The sequence below is a fragment of the Kocuria sp. UCD-OTCP genome (assembly GCF_000349605.1).
Taxonomy (GTDB): Bacteria; Actinomycetota; Actinomycetes; order Actinomycetales; family Micrococcaceae; genus Kocuria; species Kocuria rosea.
The window spans coordinates 117,628-130,549 of record NZ_AOSQ01000002.1; the positions used below are offsets into that span (position 1 = coordinate 117,628).

Consider the following 12,922-nt stretch of genomic DNA (forward strand, 5'->3'; position numbering starts at 1 on the left):
CCCCGCTCCCCCGCGGCCCCCGTGCCCGATACTGGGACCGTGTACGTCGTGACCCTGGACCAGCGCCGCCGCGAGGCGGGCGACCTCGTGCCGGGCCTCCTGCGCCGCCTCGCGGACCTCGAGACCGTGGTGCCGTTCCAGCGCGCCCGGGCGCACGCGGTGCAGGGCATCACCGCCGATCCCGGCGCCGCGGTCGCGGCCGCGCTCGCCGGTCTGCGCGGATCGGCCTGGAGCGTGGGGGTCGGGGTGGGGCCGGTCCGGCTGGAGACGGCGACCGACCCGGAGGGCCGGACGGGCCTGCGCGCCGACGGCCCCGGGACGGCGCACGCGCGCGCCGCCGCCGAGGCCGCCGCGGGCCGGGTGCCGGTGCGCGTGGTCGCCGAGGACGCGCCCGCCGCGGCGCAGGCGCAGGCCGTGCTGCGGCTGCTGGGCCGGATCGTGGCGGAGCGCAGCGACGCGGAGTGGCGCGTGGTCGACCTGCTCGTGCCGGGGGCCCGCGGCCAGCAGAAGGCCGTGGCCGCCGAGCTCGGCATCTCCCCGCAGGCGGTCTCCAAGGCGGTGGCCCGCTCCCTGTGGCAGGAGGAGCAGGACGCCCGGCCCGCGGCGGCCCGGCTGCTGGGCCTGTGCGAGCCGGCCCGGGGCGGCCCGGCGGGCGGGGCTCAGGGCTCGACGATGAACCCCTCGGAGAGCATCCACTCGTAGGCGACGTCGGCCGGGTCCCGCCCCTCGACGTCCACCTGCCGGTTGAGCTCCTGCATCACGTCGTCGGTGAGCGCCGCGGCGATCGGCTCCAGGACCTGCTCGAGCGCGGGAAACTCGTCCAGCAGCTCCGTGCTGAAGACGGGGGCGGCGTTGTAGGCGGGGAAGAACTGCCGGTCGTCCTCGAGCACGGTCAGGTCCAGGGCCGGGATGCGGCCGTCCGTGGAGAAGACCTCCCCGAAGTTGCACTCCCCGTCGTCGGTCGCCGAGTAGATCGCGCCGGTGTCGTAGATGCCGATGTTGCCCTCGGGCACCTCGCTGCCGCGGTCCAGGCCGTAGTGGGCCAGCAGGGGGGTCATCCCGTCGCTGCGGGAGTTGAACTCCGACTCCACGCAGAACGTCCGCTCGGCCACCGGCAGGTCCGCGATGTCCGAGACGGTCGCCAGGTCGTTGGCCTCGGCGTACTCGGAGCGCACGGCCATGGCGTAGGTGTTGTTGAGGGCCGCCGGGGCGCCCCACGTCAGCCCGTTGCCGAGGTCCTCCTCGTACACGGCCCGCCACTGCTCCTGCTGGTCCGGGATGCCCTCCGCCCGCCCGAGGTAGGTCAGCCAGGCCGTGCCGGTGTACTCGAAGGTGAGATCGGCGTCCCCGGAGAGCATGAGCTCGCGCACCGGCTGGGACCCGGGCACGTTGGTGATGTCCTCGGTCTCGAAGCCGGCGGCCTGCACCGCGAGCACCCCGATCTTGCCGAGGATCAGCTGCTCGGTGAAGTTCTTGGACGTCACCCGCACCTCGGTCCCCTCCGCGCCCTCGACGGGCCGGATGGAGCCGGGCGCGGCGTCGGGCACGTAGGCCGTGGACGGCTCGAGCCCGCAACCGGTCAGCAGCAGGCCGGCGCAGGAGAGCAGCAGGGCGCCGCCGGCGGCGCGGGAGGTTCTCATCGCAGTCCCTTCGGCCGCGCGACGTGCTCCACGACACGGCCGACCCAGTCGATGGCGAGGGCGAGCAGCGCCACGAGGATCGAGCCGGCGATCAGCACCCGCACGAGGTTGAGGTTGACCCCGGTGGTGATCAGCAGCCCGAGCCCGCCGCCGTTGATGAACGTGGCGAGGGTCGCGGTGCCGACCACCAGGATCAGGGCGGTGCGCACGCCGGCCAGCATGACGGGCACGGCCAAGGGCAGCTCGACCCGGAACAGGACCGCGGCGGCGCTCATCCCCATGCCCCGCCCGGCCTCGACGAGGCTGCGGTCCACGCCGTCGAGGCCCACCATCGTGTTCTTCAGGACGGGCAGGATCGCGTAGACGATCAGGGCGACCACGGCCGCCCGGAAGCCGAAGCCGAACCAGAAGGCGAACAGGACGACGAGGCCCACCGCCGGGGCGGCCTGGCCGACGTTCGCCAGCGCGATGACCGGGCCCGTGAGGAAGCGCAGCGGTCTGCGGGTCAGGAGGATGCCGACCGGGATCGCGATGAGCAGGACCACCACCGTGGCCACGACCGTCAGCTGCAGGTGCTCCAGGGTCAGGGCCCACAGCGATGCGGGGCTCAGGGTCACAGCCTCCGTCTCGGTGAGCTCCGCCGTGGTCAGCCAGAGCACGAGCAGGCCCAGCGCCGCGAGGATCGCCACGGGCTGCAGGAGCAGGCCCTTCCAGGTGCGCTGGTCCGGGTCGGCCGTGGCCGGGCGTGACACGGGGTCGTCGGCGGGCTCCGGCTCCGCGGCGGCGGGGCGCTCGGTCTGTGCGCTCATCGGTCCCCGCCTCCCGGGCTCGCGCTGACCGCGGGCATCTCGCCCGTGTTGTGGCCGAGGGGCGCGTCCTCCGCGGCCACGGTCCGGCGGGCCTCGGTGATCGCGGCCATGACGGTCTCGACGTAGATGACGCCCTCGAACCGGTCCCGCGGCCCCACCACGAGCGCGGCCCCCGTGCTGGAGACGAGCATCGTGTCCAGCGCGTCGTTGAGCGTGGCGCCCGTGCCGACCAGGGGCAGGCGGTCGTTGCGCTCCCCGGGGACGGTCCCGAAGCGCTCGAGCTGACGGCGGGAGGGCCAGGACAGCGGCCGGCCGCGGTCGTCGACCACGACGACGTCCCGAGTGCCCGCCTCGTCGACCCGCCCGAGCACCGCCCGGACGTCCTCGCCGGGGCGGGTGGTCACCGCGGGGACGAGGTCGACCTCCCGGACCCGGGTGAGGGTGAGCTGCTTGAGCCCCGCGCCCGAGCCGATGAAGTCCTCCACGAACTCGTCCGCCGGTTCCGCCAGGACGCGCTCCGGGGCGTCGTACTGGACGATCCGGGCGCCCTCGTCGAAGACCGCGATCCAGTCGCCGAGCTTGACCGCCTCGTCGAAGTCGTGGGTCACGCACACGATGGTCTTCTGCAGCTCGTGCTGGATGTTGATGAGCTCGTCCTGGAGCCGCTGACGGGTGATGGGGTCCACGGCCCCGAACGGCTCGTCCATGAGCAGCACGGGCGGGTCCGCGGCCAGGGCGCGGGCCACCCCGACGCGCTGCTGCTGGCCCCCGGAGAGCTCTCTCGGGTACCGGTCGCGGTAGACGGCCGGGTCGAGGGAGACGAGCTCGAGCAGCTCGTCCACGCGGGCGGCGATGCGCTGCTTGTCCCAGCCGAGCATCTTCGGGACCATGCCGATGTTGGTGGCCACGCTCATGTGCGGGAACAGCCCGCCGGCCTGGATCACGTAGCCGATGCCGCGGCGCAGCTCGTCGCCGTTCATCGAGGTCACGTCCTGGCCGTCGATGACGATCCGGCCCTCGGTGGGTTCGATGAGCCGGTTGATCATCTTCAGCGTGGTGGTCTTGCCGCAGCCGGAGGGGCCCACGAGCATGACGATGCTGCCCGCGGGGATCTCGAGCGTCAGGCCGTCGACCGCGGCCTTGGCCTGCCCGGGGTAGCGCTTGGAGACGTTCTCCAGCAGGATCCGGGCCCCGGTGACGGAGGAGTCTGTGCGGGGGGTGGTCATGGAGTCAGACACGGATACCTCGCGATGTGGTGAGCCGGCCGAGCAGCACGAGCAGCCCGTCCAGGATGAGTGCGACGACGATGACGGCCACGACGCCGGTGACGACCGACGCGAAGGAGTTGGCGCCCCCGAGCCGCGACAGGCCCGAGAAGATGAAGCCGCCCAGGCCGGGGCCGAGCACGTAGGCGGCGATGGCGGCCACGCCCATCACCATCTGCGCCGAGACCCGCATGCCGGCCTGGATGACCGGCCACGCCATCGGCAGCTCCACGCGCAGGAAGGTCGCCGCCCTGCTCATGCCGAGCCCGCGCGCCGCCTCAACGGTGGCCTGCGGGACCCCGGCGAGCCCCACGAGCGCGTTGCGCAGGACGGGGAGGACGGCGAAGAAGGTGACGACGACGACGGCGGGGGCCACCCCGAACCCCAGCGGGGCGATCAGCAGGCCGATGAGCGCGAAGGACGGGATGGTCAGCCCCACGGCCGAGACGTTGTTGGCCACGGTCGTGAGCCGGGGCGAGCGGTAGCACAGCGCCGCGAGGGCCACCGCCAGGACCGTGGCCAGGACCAGGCACTGGACCACCAGGGAGAAGTGCTGCCAGCTGGCGAAGAGGATCTGTTCCCACCGGTCGGAGACGTACTCGATCACGGCACACCCTTCGGTCGTCGTCGATGACGTGGTCACCCGGCCTGGCAAGAAGGCTAGCACTCCGTTCTCATGGAGATGGCCCGGATCACACCTGCCCGAGCGCCGTCGGGGCTGTTGTCGGGCGGCGCGCCCGTTGGCAGACTCGGGGCATGACAGAGCCCCGGGACAGGTACGACGTGGTGGTGATCGGCGGTGGTCCGGTCGGCGAGAACGCGGCCGACCGCGTGGTGCGGGGCGGGCTGAGCGCCGCGCTCGTCGAGGCGGAGCTCGTGGGCGGGGAGTGCTCCTACTGGGCGTGCACGCCCTCGAAGGCGCTGCTGCGCCCGGGCGCGGCCCTCGAGGCGGCCCGCGGAGTGGCCGGGGCGGCCGAGGCCGTCACCGGCCCGCCGGACGCGGCGGCGGTGCTGCGCCGCCGGGACGGGTTCGCGGCGCACTGGGACGACACCGGCCAGGCGGAGTGGCTGGCCGGGGCCGGCGTGGACCTGGTCCGGGGCCGGGGCGCGCTGGCCGGGCCCCGGCGGGTCCGGGTCACCGCCGAGGACGGCGGCGTCCGGGTGCTCGAGGCCCGGCACGCCGTGGTGCTGGCCACGGGCTCGCGGCCGGTCGTGCCCCCGGTCCCGGGTCTCGGGGACGTGCCGTTCTGGGGCACGCGCGACGCCACCGCCGCCCAGGAGGTCCCCGGGTCCCTGGCGGTGCTCGGCGGGGGCGTGGCCGGCACGGAGCTCGCGCAGGCCTTCGCCCGCCTGGGCTCCCGGGTCACGGTGGTCGCCCGCAGCCGGCTGCTGAGCGCCTTCCCGTCCACCGCCGCGCGGCTGGTCGCCGAGGCCCTCGACGCCGAGGGCGTCACGGTCGTCGAGGGGCGGGCCACGGAGCGGGTCCGGTCCGCCGGCGGCGGTGTCGAGCTCGACCTCGAGGGCGGCGGGACCGTGTCCGCGGAGCAGCTGCTGGTGAGCACGGGGCGGCGGCCCGCGCTCGCGGACCTGGGCCTCGAGGAGCTCGGCCTGGACCCCTCCGCGCTGCGGGTCGACGGCTCGGGCCTCGTGGCGGGTGCGGAGGGCGGCTGGCTCTACGCCGCCGGGGACGCGGCGGGCGGGCCCCTGCTGACCCACCAGGGGAAGTACCAGGCGCGCGCCGTCGCGGACGCGGTCGTGGCGCGCGCGGCCGGCCGGCTGGGGGCGTCCGCGCCCCCGTGGTCCCCGTACGCGTCCACGGCCGACGGGTGCGCCGTCCCGCAGGTGGTCTTCACCGACCCCGCGGTGGCCTCCGTGGGCCGCTCCGCCGAGCAGGCCCGCACGGACGGCCTCGAGGTGGACGTCGTGGAGCACGCCATCGACGTGGCCGGGGCGCTCCTGCACCGCGACGACTACCGGGGCTGGGCCCAGCTCGTGGTCGACCGGCGGCGCCGGACCCTCGTGGGCGCGACCTTCGCCGGCCCGGACGTGACGGAGCTGCTGCACGCGGCGACCGTCGCCGTGGTCGGCGAGGTGCCGCTGGAGCGGCTCTGGCACGCGGTGCCCGTCTTCCCCACCATCAGCGAGGTCTGGCTGCGGCTGCTCGAGGAGTACGGGCTCTGAGCCGCCGGGCTCAGAGCAGGGAGCGCAGGATCCGGGCGACGCCGTCCTCGTAGACCGTGTGCGTCACCTCGTGGCACGCGGCCGCGACCTCGTCCGGGGACTGGCCCATGGCCACGCCGCGGGCGGCCCAGTCGAGCATCTCGATGTCGTTGCGGCCGTCGCCGACGGCGACCGTGTGGGACGGGTCCACGCCGAGCCGGCGGCGGATCTGCTCCAGGGCGCTGGCCTTGGAGACGCCGTTGGCGGCGATGTCGAGCCAGGCGCTCCAGCCCACGGAGTACGTGACGCCGTGCAGCCCGGCCTCGTCGATCGCCCGGGCGAACTCCTCCGGGGTGTGCTCCGTGCTGTACACCACCATGCGCACGGCCTTCATCCGCGCCAGCTGGTGCAGGTCCACGCCGATCGCCTCGATGCCGAAGGACGCGTCCTGGAAGCGCTCCGTGGAGTAGAAGGACCCGTCCTCGGTCTCGAGGGCGAACTTCGCGGTGGGCAGGCGCTGCTCGAGGGCCTCGAGGGCCTGGCCGGGGTCGAAGGAGACGCACTCGAGCACCCGGTGGTACGCCGGCAGCTCCGGGTCCAGCTCGAGCGTCATGCCGCCGTTGGAGCACACGGCGTAGCCGCGCTCCTGGCCGATGAGCTCCACCACGGGCAGGGTCGCCCCCTTGGAGCGCCCGGTGGAGATCACCACGTGGTGGCCGGCCGCGAGCACGGCCTGGGCCGCCTCGCGCACCGGGCGGGACATGTGGCCGTCGTGGTCGACGAGCGTGCCGTCGACGTCGAGGGCCACCAGGTACTGGACGCCCGCCTCCTTCTTCCACCCGTTCGAGCGGGGAGGCTGGACCTTGAGGGGGATCCGGACGTCGGCGGCGGAGCGCGCGGGCGCGGTGGTGCCGCCGGCCGTGTCGCTGAGGTCCTCCGAGTGCTCGACCTTCAGCGGGACGGTGGAGTTGATGCCGACGAGTTCGTGCTGGTCCTCGGTGCCAGCGGTCTTTTCTTTTGTCATGCGGGACATGGTGCCACATCACACCGACAGGATGGCCGAGATGTCGATGTGAGATGAACGGGAGCCGAACGCCTCCCGGCGGCTCAGCGCCGGACGGGGATGGTCTCCTGGCCGCGCAGGTAGGGCCGCAGCGCCTCGGGGACGCGCACCGACCCGTCGGCCTGCTGGTGGGTCTCGAGGATGGCGGCCAGCCAGCGGGTGGTCGCCAGCGTCCCGTTGAGGGTGGCCACCGTGCGGGTGCCGCCCTTGCGGACCTTGCCGGCGGCGTCCGTGGTCTCGGGCAGCCGCTCCCGGATGTTGAGCCGCCGCGCCTGGTAGGTGGTGCAGTTCGACGTGGAGGTCAGCTCCCGGTACTTGCCCTGGGTGGGGACCCAGGCCTCGCAGTCGAACTTGCGGGCCGCGGAGGTGCCGAGGTCCCCGGCGGCGGTGTCGATCACCCGGTAGGCGAGCTCGCACTTGGCGAGCATCTCCTCCTCCCACGCGAGCAGCCGCGCGTGCTCCGCCTCCGCGTCCTCCGGGGAGCAGTAGACGAACATCTCGAGCTTGTTGAACTGGTGCACGCGGATGATGCCCCGGGTGTCCCTGCCCCCGGAGCCGGCCTCGCGGCGGTAGCAGGAGGACCAGCCGGCGTAGCGCAGCGGGCCGTCGGAGAGGTCGAGGATCTCGTCGGCGTGGTAGCCCGCCAGGGGGACCTCGGAGGTGCCCACGAGGTACAGCTCGTCCTTGCCCACGTGGTAGATCTCGTCGGAGTGGGCGACGTCGAAGCCCGTGCCGCTCATGATCTCGGGGCGCACGAGGTTCGGGGTGGTCATGGGGACGAAGCCGTTGTCCAGCGCCTGGTCCTGGCCCATGAGCAGCAGGGCGGTCTCGAGCCGGGCGACGTCGCGCTTGAGGAAGTAGAACCGGGCGCCGGAGACCTTGGACCCCCGCTCCATGTCGATGCCGTCCACGAGCTCGCCGATCTCCAGGTGGTCCCTGGGCTCGACGCCCTCCGCGGCGAAGTCGCGGGGCTCCCCGACGGTCCGGAGCAGGACGAAGTCGTCCTCCCCGCCCGTGGGGACGCCGTCGAGGACGAGGTTGTCGACGACCGCGACGAGCTCGTCCTGACCGGCACGGGCGGCCTCCGCGGCCGCCTGCGCCTCCTTGACCCGGGCGGCCAGCTCCTTGACCTCGGCGAGCAGCGCCTGCTTCTGCTCGCCCTGGGCCCGGGCCACCTGCTTGCCGAAGGCGTTCTGCTCGGCCCGCAGGGACTCGTACTCGGTGATCAGCCGGCGGCGCTCGACGTCCGCCTCCAGGATCCGGTCGATCAGGGTGTCGTCCGCCCCGCGGGCACGCTGCGAGGCGCGGAAGACGTCGGGGTTCTCACGGAGCTGGTTGATGTCGATCACCCTGACAGGGTACCCAAGTCCTCCGGACGCGACGGGGGTTAGGGTGGAGGCCCGTCGCGATCCGCCCGGCGCCGCGGGCCCGCGGCCCCGTGCCGCGGCGCCACCGCCCCACCGCACGGCGCCACCGGTCCCCGGCGCCGCAGAACCGAGGAGTCCTTCCGTGACCGCCACTCCCGTGGCCCCCAAACGGGTCGCCGTCGTCATCAACCCCATCAAGGCCGACGCGGACGTCGCCCGCGACGCCGTGATCATCGGGTGCCGCAAGGGCGGGTTCCCCGACCCCGTGTTCTACGAGACCGCGGAGGACGACCCGGGCTCCTCGATGACCCGCGAGGCGCTCGAGCAGGGCGCCGACCTCGTCGTCGCCGCCGGCGGCGACGGCACCGTCCGGGCCGTGGCGGAGGCGCTGGTCGGCCACGACACCCCGCTGGGCCTCATCCCGCTGGGCACCGGCAACCTCCTGGCCCGCAACCTGGGCGCCGACCTGGGCGATCCCCACCGCAACGTGGACATCGCGCTCTTCGGCGCGGAGCGGGCCATCGACATGGCCACGTTCCGCGTGGAGCTCGAGGACGGGACCGTGGGGGACCACGCGTTCTGCGTCATGGGCGGGGCGGGCTTCGACGCCCAGATCATGACGGACACCCGGGACGAGCTGAAGAAGCTGGTCGGCTGGGCGGCCTACGGGGAGGCCGGGGTCCGGCACCTGATCGCGCCCCCGCGGTGGGCCCGCTTCCGGATCGACGACGGCGAGTGGCAGAGCCGCCGCGTCCGCTCCGTGATGGCCGCCAACTGCGGGATCCTCACCGCGGGCCTGATCCTGGTGCCGCAGGCGAAGATCAACGACGGCCTGCTGGACCTCGTGGTGATGTCCCCGCGCAGCACGCTGGAGTGGGCGCTGATGGCCGCCAAGGTCGTGTTCCGGCAGCGGCGCGACCTGCCCGTGATCGAGTTCTTCGCCGCGAAGAAGGTGCGCGTGGAGTTCCACGAGCCCATCGAGTCCCAGATGGACGGGGACGGCACCGGGCTGATCAACGGGTTCGAGTCCGAGATCCTCCCGGGCGCGCTCTCCGTGCGGGTTCCGCCCTCCCAGGGCGACTGACCCGCACGGGCGCCCGGGCCCCGCGGGTCAGTCGGCGGGATCGGGCCGGCGGCTCAGGCCCGCCACGAACGCGGCCACGAGGGCGAGCACGGCCAGTCCCACGGCCACGAGCGGGCCCTGCCCGCGGTCCGTGACCGAGGCGACCGGCTCCGGGACGACCCGGGAGGCCGGCACGAGGTCGAGGGCGTCGGCGGTCCGGGGGTCCCCGACGACGGGGCTCGGGCCGATCTCGACGCGGACCACCTGACTCGGCTCGGGCGGCGCGGCCGCCGCGGCCGGCGGAGCGGCGAGCGCGCAGGCCAGGAGGGCCGGGGCGGCGGCGAGGGCGAGGCGGCGGACGGCGGGAGCAGGCATGGTGGCACCTCCGGTCGGGCTCGGTCCCGACCCGGGGGGTCGATCGACACCGGCTGAAGATCGCGGGCACGGACGCGCCCGCACTCCCCATGGTGCATGTATTCGCAATTGCTAACAAGCGGGGGTGCGGTGCGCGTCCTCGCGTTACGCGCCGTCCGGCGCGCCCTGCACCGGCGGGGTCTCCGGGGCCCGGCGGTCGCGGTCCTGCAGGGCCGCGACCCAGGCGGCCGCCTCGCGGAAGGCGTCGTCGGAGTGGTGCGGGGCCACGGTCGCCACCTTGTGGTCGGCCCGCGGATAGGAGCCGAGGAAGCGCGTGCTGGGACAGACGCGGCGCAAACCCTCGACGGCGTCCGCCACCCGGGCGTCGAGGATGTGGCCGTCCACGTCCACGCTGAAGAAGTACTCCCCGAGGAAGTTGCCCGTGGGCCGTGACTCGATCCGCGAGAGGTTGACCCCCCGGGTCGCGAACTGCTCGAGGATCTCCATGAGGGCCCCGGCGCGGTCCTCCCACAGGGGAATGACGAGCGTGGTGCGGTCCGCGCCCGTGCGCGGCGGCAGGGGCACCCCGGGCCGGGCCACGAGCACGAACCGGGTGACGGCGGCCCTGTTGTCCCCGATGTCCTCCGCCAGCACCTCGAGCTCGGGGTGCTGCTCGACGACCACGGGCGAGCAGACCGCGGCGTCGAAGCCCGCCCGGGACGCCGGCCCCTCGCGCCCCGCCCCGCCGGGGAGCAGCGCGAGCGCCGCGGCGGCCGTGGAGGACGCCGGGACGTAGTCCACGCCCGGCAGCCGCTCGTCCATCCAGCCCCGCACCTGGGCCCAGGCGTGGGAGTGCGTGGAGACCGTGCGGACGTCGGCGAGCGCCGTGCCCGGCGGGGCCACGAGGACGAAGCTGATGGGCACCAGCGCCTCACGGACGATGCGCAGCTCGCTGCCGGTGGCCACCGCGTCGAGGGTCGCGGTCACGCCGCCCTCCACGGAGTTCTCGATGGGCACCATGGCGGCGTCGACCTCGCCGGAGCGGACGGCCGCGAGCGCCACGGGCACGGAGGACACGGGGAGGCGCTCCGCCTCACGGGCGCCCGCCACGCTCAGCAGCGCGGCCTCGGTGAAGGTGCCGGCGGGGCCCAGGTAGGCGTACCTCAACGGACGTTCGGGGTCTCGCCCGTCTCGGACACCATGGGCTTCTCGGCGTCCATCCACGCCCCCATGCCGCCCAGGACGTTGATGGGGTCGAAGCCGTACTGCTGGAGGTACGCCGTGGCCTTGAGGGACCGGCCGCCGGAGCGGCAGATCACGTACACGTCCTCGTCCACCGGCACCTCGCCGTAGCGCTCCGGGAGCTGCCGGAGCGGGATGTGCTGGGCACCGGCGATGTGCCCGGCCTCCCACTCCTCGTCCTCGCGCACGTCCAGGACGCGTGCGCCCTCGGGGATCTCCTCCACCGAGGCGCTCGGCAGGCTGTCCAGGTTGTCCATGGTCCGGGTCCTCTCGTCGGGAACGGGCTGTCCCGGACCAGCCTAGTCCGCGGGCGCGGGGGCCGGTGCGCCCACCCCGCGGGCGGACGGGGGCTTCCAGGCGGCACACAGGGACGAAACAATCCCTGTATAAATTGTGCCCTCGCCGCCGGGAGTGCCGTGCGGCGGGTACGACCAGGCACCTCGTCCGGGTGTCCTCGACAGAAGGAAGAACTCCCATGAGCACCAGCGAACCCCGCAGCGCGGGGCCCGACGCCCCGGACCGCGAGGACCACGGCTTCAAGAAGGTCCTCGGCCGCCTCGACGCGATCGCCCTCGGCTTCGGCGCGATGATCGGCTTCGGCTGGGTCATCCTCACCGGCGACTGGCTGGCCGAAGCCGGGACCATGGGCACCGTGCTGGCCCTCGTCACCGGCGGGCTCATCATGGCCGTCGTCGGACTCGTCTACGGCGAGCTCGTCGCCGCCATGCCGTACGCGGGCGGGGAGCACAACTACCTCCTGCGCGGCATGGGCGCCCGGTGGGCCTTCGTCGGGTCCTGGGCCATCACCGGCGGCTACATCACCATCGTGGCCTTCGAGGCCGTGGCGGTCCCCCGCACCCTGCAGTACATCTTCCCGGGCCTGAGCCAGATCCCGCTGTGGACCGTGGCAGGCTTCGAGGTGAACCTGACCTGGGCGCTGGTGGGGTCGCTGACCGCCGTCATCATCACCGCGATCAACATCCGCGGCGTGAAGCACGCCTCCATGGTGCAGATCTTCGTGATCCTCTTCCTGCTGATCGTGGGACTCATGATGATCTTCGGGGCGTTCACCCGCGGCTCGGTCGACACCATGGAGCCGTTCTTCACGAGCGGCACGGCCGGCTTCTTCCTCGTGCTCGTCACCGTCCCGTTCCTGTTCGTCGGCTTCGACGTCATCCCCCAGGTCTCCGAGGAGATGCACCTGCCGGCCAAGCAGCTGGGCGGGACCATCATCGTCTCCGTCCTGCTCGCCGCGGCCTGGTACGTCATGGTCGTGCTCACCACGTCCTCGGCGATGTCCGGCGCGGACATCGCCGGCGCGGACATCGCGGTCGCGGACGCCATGGGAGCCATGTTCTCCAGCACGGCCGTGGCCAACCTGCTCATCGCCGGCGGCCTCGCCGGCATCCTGACGTCCTGGAACTCGCTCCTCATGGGGGCGTCCCGCCTGCTCTGGGCGCTCGGCAACTCCCGGATGGTGCCGCAGTGGTTCGGCCGCCTCCACCCGAAGTACGGCACCCCGGCCAACGCCCTGCTCTTCGTGGGCGCCCTCTCCTTCGTGGCCCCGTTCTTCGGCGCCGAGATGCTGGGCTGGCTCGTGGACTCCGGCTCCCCGTCCATCGTGATCGCCTACGCCCTGGTCTCCGTGGTCTTCGTGATCCTGCGCCGGAGCGAGCCCGGCATGGAACGCCCCTTCCGGATCGGCGGCCACGGCCACGGCGGAACGGCGATCGGCGTGCTCTCGGTCGTGCTGTGCCTCGCCCTGATCAGCCTGTACCTGCCCGGGATGCCCGCCTTCCTCAGCGCGCCCGCCTGGACCATCTTCGGGCTGTGGTGGCTGCTCGGGCTCGTGTTCCTGCTGCGCATCCCCACCGGGATCCGGCCGGGCGCCGACGCCGAGCACCGGCTCGTCGCCGAGGTCGAGCGCCGCAGGCAGCGGAGCTGAGACGGCCGCCGGGC

The 12,922-nt window shown here is 73.6% G+C and carries 13 protein-coding genes; 4 read left to right on the forward strand and 9 right to left on the reverse strand.

What is annotated here, in order from left to right; translation table 11 throughout:
• The first annotated feature begins 39 nt into the window (after positions 1-39).
• Positions 40-702 carry a hypothetical protein gene (locus H488_RS20995; RefSeq protein WP_017832046.1) on the forward strand — a complete coding sequence of 221 codons (663 nt, stop codon included), beginning with the start codon at positions 40-42 and terminating at the stop codon, positions 700-702.
• On the opposite strand, the gene H488_RS21000 is transcribed toward H488_RS20995, so the two are convergent.
• Genes H488_RS21000 through H488_RS21015 form a run of 4 tightly spaced genes read right to left on the reverse strand, consistent with a single transcriptional unit; the run spans position 660 to position 4,321 of the window.
• Entirely contained in the window at positions 660-1,640 is a 981-nt protein-coding gene (locus H488_RS21000; RefSeq protein ID WP_017832047.1) for a glycine betaine ABC transporter substrate-binding protein, read from the reverse strand. The two genes, H488_RS20995 and H488_RS21000, sit on opposite strands and share 43 nt — an antisense overlap.
• Entirely contained in the window at positions 1,637-2,449 is an 813-nt protein-coding gene (locus tag H488_RS21005) for an ABC transporter permease (protein ID WP_017832048.1), read from the reverse strand. Before H488_RS21005 ends, H488_RS21000 begins: the two co-directional genes overlap by 4 nt.
• Positions 2,446-3,675: an ABC transporter ATP-binding protein gene (locus H488_RS21010; protein WP_017832049.1), complete on the reverse strand. Its 1,230-nt coding sequence runs from the start codon at positions 3,673-3,675 to the stop codon at positions 2,446-2,448. The genes H488_RS21005 and H488_RS21010 overlap by 4 nt, the downstream gene beginning before the upstream one ends.
• A gap of 4 nt (positions 3,676-3,679) precedes the next feature.
• Positions 3,680-4,321, reverse strand: a complete 642-nt coding sequence (locus tag H488_RS21015; RefSeq protein ID WP_017832050.1) for an ABC transporter permease — start codon at positions 4,319-4,321, stop codon at positions 3,680-3,682.
• 149 nt (positions 4,322-4,470) lie between these two features.
• Between H488_RS21015 and H488_RS21020 the strand changes: the two genes are divergently transcribed.
• The gene (locus H488_RS21020) at positions 4,471-5,895 is read left to right on the forward strand and encodes a dihydrolipoyl dehydrogenase family protein (RefSeq protein ID WP_031282274.1); all 1,425 of its coding nucleotides are present in this window, start codon (positions 4,471-4,473) and stop codon (positions 5,893-5,895) included.
• Between the two features lie 10 nt (positions 5,896-5,905).
• On the opposite strand, the gene H488_RS21025 is transcribed toward H488_RS21020, so the two are convergent.
• Positions 5,906-6,907 (reverse strand): HAD family hydrolase, encoded by a 1,002-nt coding sequence (locus H488_RS21025; RefSeq protein WP_017832052.1) that lies wholly within the window; start codon positions 6,905-6,907, stop codon positions 5,906-5,908.
• A 74-nt stretch (positions 6,908-6,981) separates the two neighbouring features.
• Entirely contained in the window at positions 6,982-8,286 is a 1,305-nt protein-coding gene (gene serS, locus H488_RS21030; RefSeq protein WP_017832053.1) for a serine--tRNA ligase, read from the reverse strand.
• A gap of 160 nt (positions 8,287-8,446) precedes the next feature.
• Here serS and H488_RS21035 point away from each other — a divergent pair, with 160 nt between their 5' ends.
• Positions 8,447-9,388 (forward strand): diacylglycerol/lipid kinase family protein, encoded by a 942-nt coding sequence (locus H488_RS21035; protein WP_017832054.1) that lies wholly within the window; start codon positions 8,447-8,449, stop codon positions 9,386-9,388.
• Between the two features lie 27 nt (positions 9,389-9,415).
• Here H488_RS21035 and H488_RS21040 read toward each other — a convergent pair whose 3' ends face one another.
• The 3 genes from H488_RS21040 to H488_RS37775 all read right to left on the reverse strand — a co-directional run bounded on the left by H488_RS21040 (position 9,416) and on the right by H488_RS37775 (position 11,220).
• A complete protein-coding gene (locus H488_RS21040; RefSeq protein WP_017832055.1) occupies positions 9,416-9,742 on the reverse strand; it encodes a hypothetical protein in 327 nt (108 codons plus the stop codon).
• A 144-nt stretch (positions 9,743-9,886) separates the two neighbouring features.
• On the reverse strand, positions 9,887-10,888 hold the full coding sequence (gene pheA, locus H488_RS37770) for a prephenate dehydratase (RefSeq protein WP_017832056.1): 1,002 nt from the start codon (positions 10,886-10,888) through the stop codon (positions 9,887-9,889).
• The gene (locus H488_RS37775) at positions 10,885-11,220 is read right to left on the reverse strand and encodes a rhodanese-like domain-containing protein (protein ID WP_017832057.1); all 336 of its coding nucleotides are present in this window, start codon (positions 11,218-11,220) and stop codon (positions 10,885-10,887) included. Before H488_RS37775 ends, pheA begins: the two co-directional genes overlap by 4 nt.
• A gap of 218 nt (positions 11,221-11,438) precedes the next feature.
• On the opposite strand from H488_RS37775, the gene H488_RS21055 reads away from it, so the two are divergent.
• On the forward strand, positions 11,439-12,908 hold the full coding sequence (locus H488_RS21055) for an APC family permease (protein ID WP_017832058.1): 1,470 nt from the start codon (positions 11,439-11,441) through the stop codon (positions 12,906-12,908).
• Positions 12,909-12,922 lie beyond the last annotated feature (14 nt).